A 16543-nucleotide genomic window follows, 5' to 3' on the forward strand; every position below is an offset into this window, starting at 1 on the left:
CCCGCTTCAATGTTAGATACATGAGACTGATATAACAGGCACTAGGAGCGTCGCGATGTTTGAATGGGGGAAACGCACCAGTGCGGTGGGTGGAAAAGCGAAGGTGCCGAAATATTCCTACAACAGCAAGACTGAACATACGCTATGCCAGTGGGCGCAACTGGCAGCGGAGCGAAAGAAGCTCTTGGTATATCGAGTGAATCTGGACAAGTTCGAAGGCAGTCCCTTGTCAAGGCGCAAGGCTGAAGATGTGCTCAATGAATGTGATGTTTTTCCTACCAATTTGATCGATATCAAGCGGGCATCACCGAGGTGGCAGGATTGCCAAATGAGCAGTAAAGAATCGGTTGAGACGAAATTCGGCGAAGTGGCGCTTATGCTGGAAGTCCCCCCGCCAAACATCCTGGGTGTTATCCGTCGGGGGTTTTCATGTCCGGTAACTTACTTTTCCAAAGGTGATGAGTCTCCCGGAATGGAGTGGATTGAGTTTCTGAAGGAATTCAGGGTGCTGGTACCACCGGATAAAATTTTCCGAAATCACAAATATTATAATGAGGTGCTGGTCGTGGGGAGGCCGAGTCTGGACATAAATGCCTTGGAAACACGGAGGGTCCAGGTGGTTGGTATCCTATGTACCCGAGCGTACGTGAGTGAAGGTCTGAAAGACAGGGGCGCCACGCGAATGGCTATCTTGAACCGTCTTCGTAAACTCAACCCAAGCCTGAGTGTCACGGTCGTATGAACTGACGGTTCTTAATCGCGACCGACAGTTGCGTAGGTCGTCGCGGCGCCCGTAAGGCTGAGATAATATTATCAGTGTGTATGAAATTTCCTTTGTTTAAGAGCGCAAAGCGTTCTGGTTCACGTTTACTGTCGCCAAACTTTGATGAGTTCAAGATGCGAGGAAGGGGGGCGTCTCCAAGATTCTCACTTGATCCGCATATCGATAGAACACTGCGCACCTGGGAGGACATCAACGAGCATGGCCTCTACCTGGTGCATGCTGTGAATCTGCAGAAATATCACTGGGGCGATCTATCAAAGATGCGGGCAGAGGATGCATTGAAACAATGGGATGTGTTTTCCACCTCGTTGATCGCTGTGGATAAGGCAGATCTTTCATGGCACCCAGAAGCGGACAAGCCCGGTTGGGGGACCCAATTGGCTACAGGCGTAGGTCTTCTGTTGGAGGTGCCACCTCAAAATATTCTGGGTGCATTCAAGAGGGATGTCTGGTTTCCCACGCATGCCAATGACACGCGTTATGAGTTTGCGCAGCGGATATTATCTGGTGAAGGGAAACGCGGCTACCAGGTAAAGGGTGGATATAATAAGGTTATCCCGCCAGTCGCTTTGTTGAATTCAGGGGATACTTATAATGAGGTGTTGGTGGTGGGACGGCCCGGAACCAGTGTCCATTTTACCCCCACCGCCAATGTCAAGGTGCTTGGGATTGTTTACTCGTTCTACAACGCTATTGGGGCGAGACAAGAGCGAGAAGACTGGGCTTTGATTGCCAGGCTACAGCGCATGAATCCGGATCTTAAAGTGAAAGTTATATAGTCGTGATAGGGGTGGCTATGTTCGAATGGATGTCGCGTAAGTCTAGGGCGGAAAAAAAAGCGCAGCGGTCGAGTGCGCCAAAGTACTCCTATGATAAAAAAGTCGAGCGCACATTGCAGCAATGGGAGCGTTTGAAAGATCAAGATCGATTCCTGGTGCATGGGGTGACCTTGGATAAATTTGAACGTGGTCCTTTGTCAAAGCGTCAGGCTGAAGAGGTACTCAACACCTGGGATGTTTTTTCCACGAGCCTGATCGATGTCAAACGGATCGCGCAAGCGCGGCATCATGATCAAAAAAAAGGAGGGGAGCGATCCACGCAGCTGTTCGGTGAGGTGGGCTTCATACTCGAAGTGCCTCCGCAAAATATTCTCGGTACCTTTCCTCAGGATGTCATGTTTCCGACGCATTTTCGTGCTAAGGATTTTGCGTTTGCCGATGCCATCTTCAATGGCACTTCAAAGTTTGGCTGGATTAAGATGGTGGAGCGATACAATAAGGTTCTGCCCCCTGATGATGTTGTTGGGAAAACGTTACTGCACAACGAGGTGCTTGTTGTGGGTAAGTCGAATGTCAAAATATATTTTCCCTTGACTCAAGCGATCAAGGTCGTGGGTGTCATCTATGCACCTCGTTACTTAGGGGGCGGCTTGAGGAGAATGAGTTTTGAACGGCTGGTTTTATTGGGTCGACTCCGTCAACTGAATCCGGCGCTGGATATCATTATTGTGTGAGGCAGGTGTTCGCCATGACGCCTGATTGGAGAGGGGCATTTAGCTGCGCTCTGCTCGATCCCGCGTTCATTGCATCTGCAGGATGACGAAGCCCAACGGTCATACCAATGGGAGACTTGTGTCCGAGTCAATGTTATAAGGAGTAGCTGTATGATCATGCGTTCTGCGTTACGGTCGACGTCATTAGAAACTAGCGAATTCAGGATGAATGGGAGGGTGCCGACTCCTAAATTCTCGCTTGAACCGGGTGTCAATCGAAAACTATGCGCTTGGGAAAATATCACAGCGCGTGGTCTTGGGTTGGTGCACGCAGTCACCCTCGAAAAATACAATATTGGCGATTTTTCAAGGATGAGGGCGGCGGATGCGTTCAGGCATTGGGATGTGTTCTCCACTTCGTTGATTTCGGTTAACGGAAAGCCGTCTCGAAAGGTTAAGCCAGGCTGGGGTAAGCAGATAGCTGGAGGCGTCGGTTTTTTGTTGGAGGTGCCCCCTCAGAATATTTTAGGCGCCTTTAGAAAAGATGTTTGGTTTCCTACTCATGCCAATGCCACAAGTTATGAACTTGCTAGTCGTATATTTTCGGGGGAAGGGAAGTGTGGCTACAAAGTTAAAGGCGGATATAAACAGATTGCGCTGCCAGAGGCTTTGGTGAATGTTGGAAATCCGTTTAATGAAGTACTGGTCGTTGGTAGGCCGGGGGTCAATGTGCATTTTGCCCAGACAGAGGAGGTCCGGGTCGCTGGCATTGTCTATTCGCAGCACAGCCTATATGCGAGCGAATCTTGGTATGATGATTGGACGTTGATCATAAAACTTCAACGCCTTAACCCTGACCTTGAGGTGATTTTCGTCTAGTGTGCACGTGGTTACGTGGGTGACCTGCGCGAGTTTCCAGCCCGCGAGTACGTCAATGGCAATGATCACAGACAAGACAAATACACTGGCGTGCACGTTGTTGCGTTAGGCTATGCAGTATTTAGTCGTCTGGGCTCTGTATGAACTCTTTGAAACGTCGCAGGGGCTGCGACACTCGAGGCCTGCCACTGCATTTCATCCTTTCTGGTGGCCACGCCAGTGATGTTTCCCATGCTCAACCCCTTACGGGACGGTGTTCACATTCCCACCGAACGCGGCAGACCCCTGAAACATTGGCTTGCTGGCGGCGGTGTCTACGACAACACTTTTGGTACCTGGGGGGCTTGTGATCAATTACTTTTGGTTTTTCATTGCGGCGCTGTTTGAAATCATCGGCTGCTATGCCTTTTACCTCTGGCTGCGTGTTGAATCGGCTTATGCTGGCCGCGCTTATGCCGCTTACGGCGGCATTTATATCGTTTCCTCGCTACTCTGGTTGGCCTTGGTAGAGCGGGCCCGACCGATGGCCAGTGACTGGTTGGGGGCTCTGCTGTGTGTGATGGGAGCAACCCTCATTGTGTTCGGCCCACGGTTGCAACAAGGGTGAAATCGATTGGCTGTAGGTTGAATCGCTGATTTGTGTGGGATGGGTCTATTCTCTCGGCGTAATGTTGTGCGTTTGAAGGCGCCCGAGGCAGTCTGTGGTTTTCCGTTGGTTGGGAGAGTCAGACATGCTGGTGATAGGGCGTCAGGTTGGACAGGCCATCAAGATCCGGGACGACATCACGATTCAGGTGTTGTCCGTGCAAGGGGGTGAACAGGTGCGCCTGGGCATCCAGGCACCTGCCCATATCACGGTAAACCGTGAAGAGATCAGCGAGAGCGTCAAGCAAGCCCTGGCCGCGCGGCGCCAGGGCAAGCGATCAGTCGAATAGCTCCCTGGGTACTTCGTGCTTGGCCAGCAACTGGCATTGCTGGCTTTCAAGATCGAACAGAATGAACGCCTGACCTTTGGCCAGTGCCTGGCGTACGCGCAGGACGCGGGTTTCCAGGGGTGTGTCGTCACCGTTGTCGGTGCCGTCGCGGGTGACGAAGTCCTCGATCAGACGGGTGAGGGTTTCGGCTTCGAGTTGGTCGTAGGGAATCAACATGGTTGCAGGATCTTGTCTGGGAAAAGGCATGCTACGCCAAACGCATGCATCTTGCCTGGGGCTCCTGCTCTGCCCGCTCACGGCGCAGGGGCTCTCCCACCGGGTTGCTCAAGCCTTGTTGCCGACCAAGCTGTCCACCGTCGGCACTCGCGTGTCGCTTTCCATCTGGGCATCGTGCTCCAACTGGTGGCTGAAGCGCTCGAGCGACGCATTGGCGGGTTGCGAGTCGCTGGCGAACACGGGTGGGCTGAGCAGGTAGCCGGCCAACAGGCGACTAAGGGCTGCAAGGCTGTCGATATGGGTGCGCTCGTACCCGTGGGTGGCATCGCAGCCGAAGGCAACCAGGGCGGTGCGGATATCGTGGCCCGCAGTGACGGCCGAGTGAGCATCGCTGAAGTAATAGCGGAAGAGGTCCCGGCGTACCGGCAGGTCCTGATCACCGGCCAGTTTGAGAAGGTGCCGCGAGAGGTGGTAGTCGTAGGGGCCGGAGGAGTCCTGCATGGCCACGCTCACCGCATGTTCGCTGGAGGCCTGCCCGGGCGCCACTGGAGCGATGTCGATGCCGACGAACTCGCTCACGTCCCACGGCAACGCCGCAGCGGCACCAGAGCCTGTCTCTTCGGTGATGGTGAACAGCGGATGGCAGTCGATCAACGGTTGTTGACCGCATTGCACCACGGCCTTGAGCGCTGCCAGCAGTGCCGCCACGCCGGCTTTGTCGTCCAGATGTCGGGCGCTGATGTGGCCGCTTTCAGTGAACTCTGGCAGTGGATCGAAAGCGACGAAGTCGCCGATGGCAACGCCCAGAGCCTCGCAGTCGGCTCGTGTGGCGCAGTAGGCATCCAGACGAACTTCCACATGTTCCCAACTGATCGGCATCTGATCGATGGCGGTATTGAAAGCGTGCCCGCTTGCCATCAGCGGCAGCACGCTGCCGCGATACACACCGGTGTCGGTGAACACACTGACGCGGCTGCCTTCGGCGAAGCGGCTGGACCAGCAGCCCACCGGAGCCAGGGCCAGACGTCCGTTGTCCTGCAACTGGCGCACGCTGGCGCCGATGGTGTCCAAGTGCGCCGAGACGGCGCGATCGGGCGTGTTCTGGCGGCCTTTGAGCGTGGCGCGGATGGTGCCGCGGCGGGTCAGCTCGAAGGGGATGCCCAGCTCGTCCAGGCGTTCGGCCACGTAGCGCACGATGGTGTCGGTGAAGCCGGTAGGGCTGGGGATGGCGAGCATTTCCAGTAGCACGCGTTTGAGGTAATCGAGGTCAGGTTCGGGGTGTCCTTCAGGCATCAGGTACTCCTTGGGGCTAGCGCTGTTCTCTTCGCGGGTGAGCCCGCTCCTCCAGAGCCGCGTTGAGCTCGGTGGGAGCGGGTTTATCCGCCAAAGGGTCTGTCTGCGATATCAGGTCGGTGCCCGGCTATGGGGAAAGAGCAGGTCGATGAAGCGCTCGGCGGTGGGTTGCGGTTCGTGATTGGCCAGGCCGACCCGCTCATTGGCTTCGATGATCACGTAATCCGGGTGCTCGGCATCGCGCACCATCAGGTCCAGGCCCACCACGGGGATGTCCAGCGCGCGCGCGGCACGTACCGCCGCATCGGCCAGTACGGGGTGTAGGCGTTCGGTCACATCCTCGAGCGTGCCACCGGTGTGTAGGTTGGCGGTGCGGCGCACGGCAAGGCGCTGCCCTGCCGGCAACACACTGTCGTAGCTCAACCCCGCGCCGCGCAGAGTGCGTTCGGTTTCCTCGTCTATCGGGATACGGCTTTCGCCTCCAGTCGCGGCCTGGCGTCGACGGCTCTGAGCCTCGATCAAGTCCTTGATGTTGTGTTTGCCGTCGCCGATCACCTGGGCCGGGTGACGAATCGCTGCTGCCACCACTTCGAAACCGATGACCACGATGCGCAGGTCGAGGCCTGGATGGAAGCTTTCCAGCAGGACCCGGCTGTCGAAGCGACGGGCTTGCTCGATGGCCTGGTCGATCTCCTCGACGCTCCCCAAATTAACCGCCACGCCCTGGCCCTGTTCACCGTCCACCGGCTTGACCACCACAGCGCCGTGCTCTTCAAGAAAAGCCTGGTTGTCGTTGGTGTTGCCGGCCAGCTGTTGCACGGGGACGCTCAAACCTGCGGCGTCCAGGACGTGCTGGGTGAGGCGTTTGTCCTGGCACAGCGTCATGCTTACGGCGCTGGTCAGGTCACTTAGCGATTCCCTGCAGCGGATCCGCCGTCCGCCCAGGCTCAGGGTGAACAGGTCTGCACTGGCATCGTCGACCTGCACGTCAATGCCACGCCGATAGGCTTCGTCGACGATCAGGCGGGCGTAAGGGTTGAGCGACGCCTCTGGGCCGGGGCCGAGGAACAGCGTCTGGTTGATGCCATTCTTGCGCTTGACCGCGAAGGTCGGCAGGTTGCGAAAGCCCAGCTTCTTGTAAAGACGCTTGGCCTGGCGATTGTCGTGCAGCACCGACAGATCCAGGTAGGCCAGGCCGCGGCTCATGAAGTGCTCGACCAGGTGACGCACCAGCACTTCACCGACGCCTGGACGGGTGCACTGCGGGTCGACGGCCAGGCACCACAGGCTACTGCCATGCTCGGGGTCATCGAAGGCCTTGCTGTGGTTCAGGCCCATGACGCTGCCGATCACCGTGCCGGTCTCTTCATCCTCGGCCAGCCAGTACACCGGGCCTCCCAGGTGATGAGGGGTAAGTAGCTCGGGATTGACCGGCAGCATGCCACGCCCCTGGTAGAGGGCGTTGATGGCGTGCCAGTCGGCGTCGGCCTGGGCCCGGCGAATGCGAAAGCCGCGGAACACCCGTTGCGCCGGACGGTAGTCGGTGAACCACAGGCGCAGCGTGTCCGAAGGGTCGAGAAATAGCTGTTGCGGAGCCTGGGCCAGCACTTGCTGGGGGGCTGCCACATAGAGGGCGATGTCCCGTTCTCCTGGACGCTCGTCGAGCAGCGCCTCGGCGAGCAGGGTCGGGCCCGGGTAGGTATGGCCGATCAGCAGCCGGCCCCAGCCGCAATGAACGGCACGGGGTTGGCCGTGGGGTTCGCTGCCATCACCGGCCAACTGTGCTTGCAGGCGCTCGTAGGAGGGTGCTTGCCCGCGAAGCAGGCGCTGGCCGTAGGCTGTTTGCGCTTTCATCGGTCAGATTCCTTGTTCGCTGAGCCAGAGGTTCAGGGCAGCCAATTGCCACAGCTTCGAACCCCGCAGCGGCGTCAGTTGACCTTGAGGGTTGCTCAGCAGGCGATCGAGCATGGCCGGGTTGAACAGGCCTCGGTCCTGGCTCGGGTCGGTGAGCAGCTCACGGACCCAGCCCAAGGTGGCGCCTTGCAGGTGCTTGAGACCCGGCACCGGGAAATACCCCTTCTTGCGGTCGATCACCTCATGGGGAATCACTCGACGTGCGGCCGCCTTGAGCACCTGCTTGCCACCGTCGGGCAACTTGAAGCGGGCCGGGATACGCGCCGACAGTTCCGCCAGGCGGTAATCGAGAAACGGCGTGCGCGCTTCCAGGCCCCAGGCCATGGTCATGTTGTCGACGCGTTTGACGGGGTCGTCCACCAGCATCACGGTACTGTCCAGACGCAGGGCTTTGTCTACCGCCTCGCTGGCCCCAGGACGGGCGAAATGCTCGCGGACGAACTCGCCGGCCGCGTCGCTTTCCAGGAGCCAGGGCGCCTGGACAGTATCGCGGTATTCGGCATGGTCGCGGTCGAAGAAGGCCGCGCGATACGCCTCATAGGCATCGTCGGCGCCATCGACCTGCGGGTACCAGTGATAGCCGGCGAACAGCTCGTCGGCGCCCTGACCGCTCTGCACGCCTTTGCAGTGCTTGGCCACCTCCCGCGAGAGCAGGTAGAAGGCGATGCAGTCGTGGCTGACCATCGGCTCGCTCATGGCGCGGAACGCCGCGGGCAGCTGTTCGATGATCTCGCGCTCGTCGATGCGCAACTGATGGTGGCGCGTACCGTAGTGACGGGCGATCAGGTCCGAATACTGAAACTCGTCACCCCGCTCGCCGCCGGCATCTTCGAAGCCGATGGAGAAGGTCGAGAGATCGTCCACGCCCACTTCGCGCAACAGGCCGACCAGCAGGCTCGAGTCGACACCGCCGGAGAGCAGCACGCCGACATCCACCGCCGCCCGTTGACGGATCGCCACGGCATCGCGGGTGGCGTCGAGCACGCGTGTGGTCCAGTCCTCCAGGTCCAGGTGCTGCTCATCCGGACGAGGACCGTAGTGCAGTTGCCACCAAGTCTCTCGCTGCACCTCGCCGTGACGGTCGATACGCATCCAGGTACCGGGTTCGAGCTTCTGCACGTTGGCCAGCAGGGTACGAGGCGCGGGCACCACGGCGTGGAAGTTCAGGTAGTGGTTCAGCGCCACCGGATCGATCATCGGGTCGATATCACCGCCTTTGAGCAGCGCCGGGAGTGTGGAGGCGAAGCGTAGGCGCTCGCCGTTGCGCGACAGGTACAAGGGTTTGACGCCCAGGCGGTCGCGGGCCAGGAACAGGCGCTGGGCGTCGCGTTCCCAGATGGCCAGGGCGAACATGCCGTTGAGCTTGGGAAGCAAGGCTGCGCCCCAGGCGTGATAGCCCTTGAGCAGCACTTCGGTGTCGCCGTCGGAATAGAAGCTGTAGCCCAGGGCTTTGAGCTCTTCACGCAGTTCGGGGTAGTTGTAGATGGCACCGTTGAACACCATCGACAGGCCCAGGGTATTGTCGACCATGGGCTGGGCCGAGCCGTCGGACAGGTCCATGATTTTCAGGCGCCGGTGGCCGAGGGCGATCGGGCCTTGGCTATGAAAGCCCCAGGCGTCGGGGCCGCGAGGCGCCAGGTGGTGGGTGATGCGCTCCACCGCGGCGAGGTCCGCCGGGCGAGGGGCTTGGTCGATGGGGGTGAAACGTAACTCTCCTGCTAATCCGCACATGTAACGTAAACCTTTTGGGTTTCGGCACTCTTGGCGTTACTGGCTATCAGCTCGTACCACTTTCGTACCACTCTCCAGCGCTTTCAGCTTATCAAGCTCGGCCCAATCGTTCGGCGAGTTGATCCACTTGGCGTATGTGGAAAGCAGCACTTGCACGCTGTGCCCAAGTTGCGCGGCAATGAATGCCGGGTTCATGCCGGCCATCAAGCACATGGTTGCGTACGTGTGGCGCGTGTCGTACATCCTGCGGCGCCTGATCCCAAGCTTCCGCAACGCAGCCTCCCAGTAGCGTTTCTGGCTCGTCTCGGAGCGAATGAACATCTCCGATCTTTCGCCTGTACCACTCGGTGCGAACACATAATCGGATCGCGCCTCGGTGAGTGGCCTGGCTTTTTCGAGTGCATGGAGTGCGCGATCGTTCAATAAAACTTTCCGGGTGCGCTTGGTCTTGGTTCGGTCCTGGATCAATCCGCGGATCTGAATCCTGCACACGTTGGCGGTTTTCCCGCGCTTGTCGATCTCGCTCCAGCGCAGAGCCATCACCTCTCCGGGTCGCATTCCGGTGTAGAAGCAGAACTCGAAATAGGCGGCATAGATCGTGGTCAGGCCGCTGGTCGTCTTGTATAGCTGGTCAATGATCAGGTCCGCTTCCTCCTTGAGGAAAGGATCGACCTCGCGCTTGGGCACCTTCGCGCCGGGGATGGACAGGGCAGGGTTGCGGGTGATCAGCTCGTCGGCCACGGCCTGCTGCAGAATCGACACCAGCAGCCTCACCACACCCTTGCGTCGGATGGCTGAGGTCCACTCGATTTCGTTCATGATTTTGCGCAGCCTGACCGACGTGATGGCGTCGATTGGCGTCTCCGCCAGGTACGGAATCCAGTACACCTGCAGGGCCGATCTGTAGTTCCGGCGAGTGCCGTCAACGATCTGCAAGCTGTTTAGCCAGTCCTGGGCGTAGTCGAAGAAGATCGGAGCGACCTTGTCCTGCACCGCCACGCTGCGGGTGTTGGGGAACAGCTCGGCGTACTTCTCTGCTGTCAGGGCGCCGAGCTTATCCAGGCCTTTTACTTGAGCACGTAGACTCGCTGCTGCTGCGATCCCTTTCGCGGTCTGAGGGAGGGGGAGCGTCTCGCAGCACCGCTTCTTGTTCCAGGTGAAGCGAATTCGGATTGAGCGCCCGACAAGCTCGACTCCGGCCGGCAGGTCCACAGGCTTTCGATCCATTCGTCATATCTCCTTTTGCTGTACATGATCCTGCCGTTGATCTTCATCCACACCCAGTTGGGGATGATGCCTTTCTCGCGCTTGCGTTGAAGCGCCTTCGCTGTACACCCCACCAACTCAGCCATGCGCTTCTCGGTGACCTTGTCGTGCACATGGTCTTCGGGCAGATTCTCTGCTGCTGCCATCTCTATTCCTCCTGACGTGTCAGGTTTTGGTTGTCGCGCTGATCTGTCACGTCAGCAACGGCCAGCGCTGCTAGCTCAGCCACCAAGGCATCTGCACGCCCATAGAACTTGCCCGCGTCTTCGTTCACGAACCGTTCGAGCACAGTGGCCACCGCCTGCTGATTGGCCAGGCCGCGCAAATCGGCGGCGGGTATGGCCGTGTCGGTCGATGGCTCATGCACGAAAGCCTCTTGGCTGATCAGCAGGGTGCGCACCGGGCGAATACCCTTGGTCTTGCTGGCCCAGTTGGTAGTCGGTGTGCACCAGGGCAACATGTGCAGGCACCAGGAACTGCCGGCGGCGTTCTGCGTGCTGGACCAGTACTCCATGTGCGTGAAGGCCTGGGCTGGCCCGCCAGCACGAAGTGCACTGTAGTAGCGGCCCCAGTCAGGCAGTTGGAGCAGGTTCGCCCGCATGACCTGCAGCTGCTCGATGCTCGGCAGGTGCCATCCGCGCTGGCCACGGATGGTCATCGCCAGCACCTTGCGTGCAATAGCACTGCCGGCTTCGGCCATGGCGCGGGTGTTTGCCATGCCGTCATGGAAGGACAGGGCGTCGCGGACGTTCACGCGCGGGCCGGGTTGCTCCCACCACTGAGCCAGGACTTCGAACTCACGACCGGAGTCGATGATGGCGTGCTCGGCACCGTCGAAGAAGATCCGGCCAGCGAAGAAGCCGCCGCTCAAGGGCTGTCCGATGGCGGGGAGGGCGACCGGGTTGATTGCTCGGCGCTTCATCTCAGAATGTCCTCGACTGGTACGAACTTTCCGGTTCGACGATTGATGTCCTTGCACTTGGCTAGGGCGAGCAGATGGCACTGGTGGCAACAGGCGTCCGGTGCTGCTGCCTTGATCGCCTTGGCCGTTCTGAGGCCGTAGGTGCCGCATGTGCACCGCACCACCCATCGAGCGAGCACTTCAGCGGATATCCCGACAACAGTGAGCCTGCCGAGCTTCGTGCCTGTCAGGTCCGTGAAACAGGGCTGGCAGGCCTCCGATTTAGAAACCGGCCTAGTTGGCAAAGGCAGGAACGAGTTGACGGCTCCGTCACTCATCTTGAACTCGTAGCTGTCAGCAGCCCCGACCACGCGAGCCGCCAAGCGATTTACTGGCCGTTCATGTCCAGGCTTCATGGCAGCCCCCGAAAGTGGTCGGCCAGCACCCGGCGCCCGTCCAGGCCGCAAGCGGAAGACAGGTCGAGCACCTGGCCAAAGGTGGTTTCACGATGCTGCAGGGCATCCCACAGCAGCAAGAGCAGGCCGGCCTGTGTCATGGCTGCTGCTCCTGTACCACCTGCTGCTCCAGCGCCTCCAGACGCAGGGCCGTGTCGACCTCGCGGTCCAGCTCTTCATCACAGAACCATTTGTTTCCGCGCACCACCAGCAGGTCGTGGTCAGGATCGTTGAGACGCTCGCGGTCTCGCAGATAGCGGTACCGGCGTGCATCGGCAGCCATCTGAACGTGCTCGTCGATGTTGAACATCGCGACAGGCTGTTCCCGTACTGCCACCGCTGGCGCCAGCGCCTCCATCAGCGGCCATATGGCATCCAGAGCCTCATCGAACTGCTCCCACATTTCTTCGCTTGGGTCGCCGCCGTGATCGCAGACCGCGCGCAAGCCGCCGACCTTGACGTTGATCAGGCGCAGCAGGTCGTACATCTCCCGGGCGTGAGCAACCAGCAGCGGATGCATGCCCAGGGCGCGTTCGCAGTACTCCATGGCGTGGCCGTGCTCTTCACGCTCCATGCCCATGTCGAATGCTTTCTGCTCAAGGTAGGCCAGCATGTCGCCCGCGCTGACACCGGCGATCACTGCTGTGAACCCTTCCGCCTGGAACTCATCGCCAAGCTTCAGGAAGGGCAGGATAGGGGCCAGTGAGCCGCCATCTACTGGGCGCAGCACCAAGGTGATCTTTTCAGGCGTTTGCATGTGGAACTCCCTTGGCTTCTGCTGCCTGGGCGAGCGCATCAAGAAGGGCATTGGCACGGGCGCGGCCATCCAGTTCATTGCGGATCGCGGTAACGATGAGTGAGTTCATCAAGCGATCATCTGCGTCGGCTGCCGCTGCCACCTGGTCGCGCATGCCGTCGGGGAGGCGAACCACAAATTTGTCGGCGGTACGGCTGTCGTATTCAAAAGCCATGGCGTGTCTCCTTCGAGATTGTCTGGTCCTGACCGCCGGGCGTGCGCCCAGCGGAAGAAATGAAGAACTGAATTACTGAAGAATTCTGCGGACGGGGCGGACGAGAAACTCGTTGCTCTTGTGGCTGTCGTAGAGCCAGCCACCCTCAAAGTCCACGAAGTAGGCGTTGTGGGCGGAGCGCTGCGAACTCGACACGTACCAGGCCTTCTCGAACGAGTCAGGCAGGTACAGATAGCTGTGGTGCAGCTCGCCAATGGCAGGCAGATAGAAGTCGTTGTGGCCGTCGCAGGTGAAGGTGTATGCCGCATCTGCAGCCGGGTGCGAGCCGTCGCGATTGACCAGAATGGCGGTGTTGGCGCGGCCGTCGATCTGGTTGGCGGCCTCGACCTCGGTGCCGTACTCGCCATAGGCGTGCTTGCCTACGTCCTGGGCCGCGAAGATCAGGTGGCACAGGCCCTCGGGGTAAAGGCGCAGGCCGCCGTAGATGCCGCCCTGGCCGGGCCAGTATTCGCCGATGGCTGGCGGGGTGAGCTTTGTCCCGGCAGGCTGGGCTGCCAAGGCAGCAGCGAAATCAGCGATCGTTTCCTGGGCCAGGTCAGGCGTCGGGAGCGAAAGATTGAAGTTGATGGCGCCGATGGCGATCAGTGGGGATTGCTGTTCCATGGGGAATTCCTCTTTGATCGGGGCGACGGTGGTCGCCCCGCTACTGGTTACTTGATGCCGATGAAGGGCAGCGGGGCCTGGCCGCCGGTGTAGGTGGGCAGCTTTCCGTCCCACTTCTCCACGGCGTTGAGGGTCACCACGTCGGGGTTGGCACGCAGGGCCTGGGCGCGCACCTCGATCGCCTGGGCGTCGGCCTTCGCAATAAGCAGCTTGGCGTCGGCCTCGCCTTGGGCGCGGGCGCGCTCCTTGTCAGCTTCGGCCTTAGCCTGAGCAACCTCGTTGCGGCGCTGCTCTGCCATCTGGGTGGCCTGGATCTTGGCGTTCAGGCTGGCGGTCACCTGCGGCGGCAGAGCCAAGTCGGATGCGTAGTAGATCCGTTCAAGGTTGATGCCGATCGGCTCGACTTGAGCGCGGACCCGCTTCTCCACTGCTATCAGAAGGTCGGCCTTGCCTGCGCCGTAGACGCTCTCGACAGGGAGGGTGGATGCCACGTCGTTGAACGCGTCGCGTACCATGTTCCGCAGGAACTTGTTGGTGATCTCGTCAATGCCGGCGCGGTACTTCTGGAACAGGGTGGTGACCTTGTCTGGAGCAACGGCGTAGGTGATGCCCACGTCACCACCGACCTTCATGCCCTCCACAGTCTGGAAGGTGATCGTCTCGTCGCCTGTCCAGGTCTCGGTCTGGGTGAAAGTCGGGAACAGATACAGCTCCTCGTTGATGCCAACCCAGTATTTGCCGGTACCGACCTCCTTGAGCTCGACGCCCTTTTCCGATCCGTACAGATTGACGATCACCCCGACGTTGCCGGCAGGGACTTTCGAGCAGCCGCTGAGGACGGCGAGCAGGCACAGCGATGCAGCAGCGAGTAAACGCTTCATTGGTCTTCCTCTTGGGTGGTTGCCGCAGGTGCGCGGCGCTTGGTGAGCAGGTAATAGGCGAGGGTGATCGACCAGATCAGCCAGATGGCGATCAGTGCCAGGCCGATGATCACCAGAATGTCGGATTTGCCGCTGATCAGGGCGGGTGCAATAAAGCGCAGAACCGCCAGCGAGAAAGCGAAGTACATGGCTGTGTAGGTCAGCACCAGCAGCAGCCTCAAGGTTGAAATTTGTTGGTTCATCAGTTCTCCAGGGCGAACGAGGGCCCGCCGCGATTGTTGGCTTTCGCAAAATCTGTGATGGATCAGGTCAGGCGGGGAGCGTTACGCCACCGCCAGGGCGCACTCGGCGCGCCGGTAGATGCGGGTTTCAGCGATCTTTCGCTCGCCGGAGCGGCGAACACGGGTGAACTCGTCGGCGCTGGCGATGGAATGGCCTACAAGGATGGCGCACAGGGCGATGATCGCCGGGCTGATGATCCCGCGCTTGAATCCCTCTGCGACCAGCGCAGCTCGGCGAGTAACGCCCCACTTCGTGCCCAGGGCGATCAGGCGCTTCTTCACGCCGTCCTCACTGATACCAAGGGCGCGAGCAGCCTCTTTACCCGAAGCGCCACCAGCAATTGCCAGCAAGCACTCCAGCTCTCGTGGGGCGGCGCCATGGCCTAGAAGGCCCTGCCAGTTGCCTACGGTGATCGAGGTTGCCGTTGTCATCGCTGATGCTCCACCCATGACTTGATGCATATAAAGTTACCTACAGGTTACCTTTTCGGTCAACACCTTTAGGTAAATTTTTCTCCGGGCGAAAAAAAACCGCCAAACGGCGGCTTTCTTGAGGCAGTCATGGTTACCTGGCGAACATTCCCCACCAGAACACATGACCGATTAGGGTAAGGGCTTGGGCCTGGACATCATCGAACGTGTAGTCCTCGTCCGGGTACTCATCACGGTTGAAGCTTCGGAGCCTGATGCCCATTGGGGTGCGATAAACCTGCTTAATCCTAAGCTGGCCATTGTGATTGATAGCGTAGATGTCGCCATCAATTATGTCGCCAAAAGAGTTTTTTGCTACGTCCACGCCTACGGTGGCTCCATCTCTTAGCACCGGAAGCATACTGTTCCCGCGCACCGTGACGCACCTGGCGGAATTGAACTGAACTCCGTTTTTTCGGAGGCTGCGCTTTCCGAATCTCAGGGTCGAGCCCTCGGTTTGCTCAATTGCGAATCGACCGGAGCCAGCTGCCAGCTCAACCTCGTGTAGATATGGGACGACCACCTCATCATCTTCGATCGGAGATTCGTCATCCCATATCGAGAGATCCGTCATCTCAGGGTGCTCAGCAACCTGGGCGACCTCTCGACGGTGGTGATCATTGGTAACGCAAGCCACGTCGAGCCAGAACCGCGGAAGATCAAGCCTGTCCTCAATATCTCTGGCCAGTGCTTCTCCAACCCTTTTTCGATGCTCAGGTTTTCCAGACAGGCAGCGGGAGAGGTAGCTCGGGGCTCGCTCAATTGCCTCAGCTAACCCTGCGATGCGGCCGTTGAAGCGCTCGGTTACGAGCTCTCTAAGGTTCTGGCGGCGTATTTCATAGATATCCATTCGTCAATTGTCCCTAATAGTTATCTATGGGTAAATTCCCTATGGGTGTTGCTGCTAGGTAACCTCTGGGTTATCTTTTATGCACTCACTTGAAGGGCTGGCTATGAAAATGAAGCTCCAGCCGTTGCTTGCCTGGCTCAAAACCGCTGATGACAAAGGCGTGTCGGAGACTGGCACGACAAGGGCTTATCTCAGATTGATTGGCTATGGCCAAAAGACTGCATCTGCAGGAATGGCAGTTGGCATTGAGCGCGCAACCAGCGGATCTGTGACCAGGCAGATGCTTCGTCCCGATGACTGGCATCGCCTATGGCCGGAGCTTGCGGATCGCTCGGCAACCTTGGAACAAAAGATACCGGCCAGCGGCCATCATTGTAACTCCACTGTGGTGGCTGTGAATTCATCCAGTACTGCAGAGGCCTCCCAATGACAGCCTCGTCGCCCCTCTTTTTGCTGTCCGGCTGACTTTTCCCTGGGCAACAAAAAACCCGCTGCCAGGCGGGTTCTTTAACCGACCTCTGCCAGGAGGTCTTCGCTACACATCACCTTGCAATAGGAGG

At 59.2% G+C, this 16543-nt stretch carries 21 protein-coding genes and 1 pseudogene; 8 read left to right on the forward strand and 14 right to left on the reverse strand.

Going from position 1 to position 16543, the window contains the following annotated elements; translation table 11 throughout:
- Positions 1-55 precede the first annotated feature (55 nt).
- The 7 genes and pseudogenes from IEC33019_RS02040 to IEC33019_RS02070 all read left to right on the forward strand — a co-directional run bounded on the left by IEC33019_RS02040 (position 56) and on the right by IEC33019_RS02070 (position 4090).
- The gene (locus tag IEC33019_RS02040) at positions 56-742 is read left to right on the forward strand and encodes a hypothetical protein (protein WP_070091650.1); all 687 of its coding nucleotides are present in this window, start codon (positions 56-58) and stop codon (positions 740-742) included.
- Positions 743-822: 80 nt separating this feature from the next.
- A complete protein-coding gene (locus IEC33019_RS02045; protein ID WP_139139868.1) occupies positions 823-1563 on the forward strand; it encodes a hypothetical protein in 741 nt (246 codons plus the stop codon).
- A gap of 17 nt (positions 1564-1580) precedes the next feature.
- Positions 1581-2297, forward strand: coding sequence for a hypothetical protein (locus IEC33019_RS02050; protein WP_139139867.1), 717 nt, complete (start codon positions 1581-1583; stop codon positions 2295-2297).
- Positions 2298-2447: 150 nt separating this feature from the next.
- Positions 2448-3155, forward strand: coding sequence for a hypothetical protein (locus IEC33019_RS02055; protein WP_070091647.1), 708 nt, complete (start codon positions 2448-2450; stop codon positions 3153-3155).
- Positions 3156-3325: 170 nt separating this feature from the next.
- Positions 3326-3476, forward strand: a pseudogene (locus tag IEC33019_RS02060) (IS5/IS1182 family transposase); the annotation flags it as partial.
- Between the two features lie 25 nt (positions 3477-3501).
- Positions 3502-3762 carry a hypothetical protein gene (locus IEC33019_RS02065; RefSeq protein WP_099592814.1) on the forward strand — a complete coding sequence of 87 codons (261 nt, stop codon included), beginning with the start codon at positions 3502-3504 and terminating at the stop codon, positions 3760-3762.
- Positions 3763-3886: 124 nt separating this feature from the next.
- Positions 3887-4090 carry a carbon storage regulator gene (locus IEC33019_RS02070; protein WP_070091646.1) on the forward strand — a complete coding sequence of 68 codons (204 nt, stop codon included), beginning with the start codon at positions 3887-3889 and terminating at the stop codon, positions 4088-4090.
- On the opposite strand, the gene IEC33019_RS02075 is transcribed toward IEC33019_RS02070, so the two are convergent.
- The 14 genes from IEC33019_RS02075 to IEC33019_RS02140 form a co-directional block, all read right to left on the reverse strand.
- On the reverse strand, positions 4079-4306 hold the full coding sequence (locus IEC33019_RS02075) for a YheU family protein (protein ID WP_043206612.1): 228 nt from the start codon (positions 4304-4306) through the stop codon (positions 4079-4081). The two genes, IEC33019_RS02070 and IEC33019_RS02075, sit on opposite strands and share 12 nt — an antisense overlap.
- Positions 4307-4414: 108 nt before the next feature.
- The gene (locus tag IEC33019_RS02080) at positions 4415-5599 is read right to left on the reverse strand and encodes an osmoprotectant NAGGN system M42 family peptidase (protein WP_070091645.1); all 1185 of its coding nucleotides are present in this window, start codon (positions 5597-5599) and stop codon (positions 4415-4417) included.
- A gap of 111 nt (positions 5600-5710) precedes the next feature.
- A complete protein-coding gene (gene ngg / locus IEC33019_RS02085; RefSeq protein WP_070091644.1) occupies positions 5711-7453 on the reverse strand; it encodes an N-acetylglutaminylglutamine synthetase in 1743 nt (580 codons plus the stop codon).
- Positions 7454-7456: 3 nt separating this feature from the next.
- Positions 7457-9244: an N-acetylglutaminylglutamine amidotransferase gene (locus tag IEC33019_RS02090; protein WP_070091643.1), complete on the reverse strand. Its 1788-nt coding sequence runs from the start codon at positions 9242-9244 to the stop codon at positions 7457-7459.
- 36 nt (positions 9245-9280) lie between these two features.
- Complete coding sequence (locus IEC33019_RS02095) at positions 9281-10471, reverse strand: tyrosine-type recombinase/integrase (protein WP_099592816.1); 1191 nt, start codon at positions 10469-10471, stop codon at positions 9281-9283.
- A gap of 187 nt (positions 10472-10658) precedes the next feature.
- Positions 10659-11432 (reverse strand): DUF1566 domain-containing protein, encoded by a 774-nt coding sequence (locus IEC33019_RS02100; protein WP_099592818.1) that lies wholly within the window; start codon positions 11430-11432, stop codon positions 10659-10661.
- A gap of 391 nt (positions 11433-11823) precedes the next feature.
- Positions 11824-11967, reverse strand: coding sequence for a hypothetical protein (locus IEC33019_RS27465; protein ID WP_172959795.1), 144 nt, complete (start codon positions 11965-11967; stop codon positions 11824-11826).
- Positions 11964-12623 carry a hypothetical protein gene (locus tag IEC33019_RS27695; protein ID WP_253776091.1) on the reverse strand — a complete coding sequence of 220 codons (660 nt, stop codon included), beginning with the start codon at positions 12621-12623 and terminating at the stop codon, positions 11964-11966. Before IEC33019_RS27695 ends, IEC33019_RS27465 begins: the two co-directional genes overlap by 4 nt.
- Positions 12610-12837 carry an Arc family DNA-binding protein gene (locus IEC33019_RS02115; protein WP_099592823.1) on the reverse strand — a complete coding sequence of 76 codons (228 nt, stop codon included), beginning with the start codon at positions 12835-12837 and terminating at the stop codon, positions 12610-12612. Before IEC33019_RS02115 ends, IEC33019_RS27695 begins: the two co-directional genes overlap by 14 nt.
- 72 nt (positions 12838-12909) lie before the next feature.
- On the reverse strand, positions 12910-13500 hold the full coding sequence (locus IEC33019_RS02120) for a DUF1566 domain-containing protein (protein ID WP_253776094.1): 591 nt from the start codon (positions 13498-13500) through the stop codon (positions 12910-12912).
- Between the two features lie 47 nt (positions 13501-13547).
- Complete coding sequence (locus IEC33019_RS02125; protein WP_099592825.1) at positions 13548-14381, reverse strand: SPFH domain-containing protein; 834 nt, start codon at positions 14379-14381, stop codon at positions 13548-13550.
- Complete coding sequence (locus IEC33019_RS02130; RefSeq protein WP_099592860.1) at positions 14378-14623, reverse strand: hypothetical protein; 246 nt, start codon at positions 14621-14623, stop codon at positions 14378-14380. The genes IEC33019_RS02125 and IEC33019_RS02130 overlap by 4 nt, the downstream gene beginning before the upstream one ends.
- 81 nt (positions 14624-14704) lie before the next feature.
- Entirely contained in the window at positions 14705-15094 is a 390-nt protein-coding gene (locus IEC33019_RS02135; protein ID WP_099592863.1) for a LuxR C-terminal-related transcriptional regulator, read from the reverse strand.
- Positions 15095-15227: 133 nt separating this feature from the next.
- The gene (locus IEC33019_RS02140; protein WP_099592865.1) at positions 15228-15983 is read right to left on the reverse strand and encodes a S24 family peptidase; all 756 of its coding nucleotides are present in this window, start codon (positions 15981-15983) and stop codon (positions 15228-15230) included.
- Between the two features lie 103 nt (positions 15984-16086).
- Here IEC33019_RS02140 and IEC33019_RS02145 point away from each other — a divergent pair, with 103 nt between their 5' ends.
- On the forward strand, positions 16087-16413 hold the full coding sequence (locus tag IEC33019_RS02145; RefSeq protein ID WP_157765863.1) for a transcriptional regulator: 327 nt from the start codon (positions 16087-16089) through the stop codon (positions 16411-16413).
- The last annotated feature ends 130 nt before the right edge of the window (positions 16414-16543 follow it).

The organism is Pseudomonas putida (assembly GCF_002741075.1).
Classification (GTDB): Bacteria; Pseudomonadota; Gammaproteobacteria; order Pseudomonadales; family Pseudomonadaceae; genus Aquipseudomonas; species Aquipseudomonas putida_T.

Excerpts from the sequence above, each read along its gene's own strand:
- IEC33019_RS27695 (WP_253776091.1), bottom strand. The coding sequence starts at position 12,623 with ATGCAAACGCCTGAAAAGATCACCTTGGTGCTGCGCCCAGTAGATGGC.
- IEC33019_RS02125 (WP_099592825.1), bottom strand. The coding sequence starts at position 14,381 with ATGAAGCGTTTACTCGCTGCTGCATCGCTGTGCCTGCTCGCCGTCCTC.
- IEC33019_RS02045 (WP_139139868.1), top strand. The coding sequence starts at position 823 with ATGAAATTTCCTTTGTTTAAGAGCGCAAAGCGTTCTGGTTCACGTTTA.
- IEC33019_RS02135 (WP_099592863.1), bottom strand. The coding sequence starts at position 15,094 with ATGACAACGGCAACCTCGATCACCGTAGGCAACTGGCAGGGCCTTCTA.
- IEC33019_RS02050 (WP_139139867.1), top strand. The coding sequence starts at position 1,581 with ATGTTCGAATGGATGTCGCGTAAGTCTAGGGCGGAAAAAAAAGCGCAG.
- IEC33019_RS02090 (WP_070091643.1), bottom strand. The coding sequence starts at position 9,244 with ATGTGCGGATTAGCAGGAGAGTTACGTTTCACCCCCATCGACCAAGCC.
- IEC33019_RS02120 (WP_253776094.1), bottom strand. The coding sequence starts at position 13,500 with ATGGAACAGCAATCCCCACTGATCGCCATCGGCGCCATCAACTTCAAT.
- IEC33019_RS02145 (WP_157765863.1), top strand. The coding sequence starts at position 16,087 with ATGAAAATGAAGCTCCAGCCGTTGCTTGCCTGGCTCAAAACCGCTGAT.
- IEC33019_RS02100 (WP_099592818.1), bottom strand. The coding sequence starts at position 11,432 with ATGAAGCGCCGAGCAATCAACCCGGTCGCCCTCCCCGCCATCGGACAG.
- IEC33019_RS02055 (WP_070091647.1), top strand. The coding sequence starts at position 2,448 with ATGATCATGCGTTCTGCGTTACGGTCGACGTCATTAGAAACTAGCGAA.
- IEC33019_RS02070 (WP_070091646.1), top strand. The coding sequence starts at position 3,887 with ATGCTGGTGATAGGGCGTCAGGTTGGACAGGCCATCAAGATCCGGGAC.
- ngg (WP_070091644.1), bottom strand. The coding sequence starts at position 7,453 with ATGAAAGCGCAAACAGCCTACGGCCAGCGCCTGCTTCGCGGGCAAGCA.
- IEC33019_RS27465 (WP_172959795.1), bottom strand. The coding sequence starts at position 11,967 with ATGACACAGGCCGGCCTGCTCTTGCTGCTGTGGGATGCCCTGCAGCAT.
- IEC33019_RS02095 (WP_099592816.1), bottom strand. The coding sequence starts at position 10,471 with ATGGATCGAAAGCCTGTGGACCTGCCGGCCGGAGTCGAGCTTGTCGGG.
- IEC33019_RS02140 (WP_099592865.1), bottom strand. The coding sequence starts at position 15,983 with ATGGATATCTATGAAATACGCCGCCAGAACCTTAGAGAGCTCGTAACC.
- IEC33019_RS02075 (WP_043206612.1), bottom strand. The coding sequence starts at position 4,306 with ATGTTGATTCCCTACGACCAACTCGAAGCCGAAACCCTCACCCGTCTG.
- IEC33019_RS02130 (WP_099592860.1), bottom strand. The coding sequence starts at position 14,623 with ATGAACCAACAAATTTCAACCTTGAGGCTGCTGCTGGTGCTGACCTAC.
- IEC33019_RS02080 (WP_070091645.1), bottom strand. The coding sequence starts at position 5,599 with ATGCCTGAAGGACACCCCGAACCTGACCTCGATTACCTCAAACGCGTG.
- IEC33019_RS02115 (WP_099592823.1), bottom strand. The coding sequence starts at position 12,837 with ATGGCTTTTGAATACGACAGCCGTACCGCCGACAAATTTGTGGTTCGC.
- IEC33019_RS02040 (WP_070091650.1), top strand. The coding sequence starts at position 56 with ATGTTTGAATGGGGGAAACGCACCAGTGCGGTGGGTGGAAAAGCGAAG.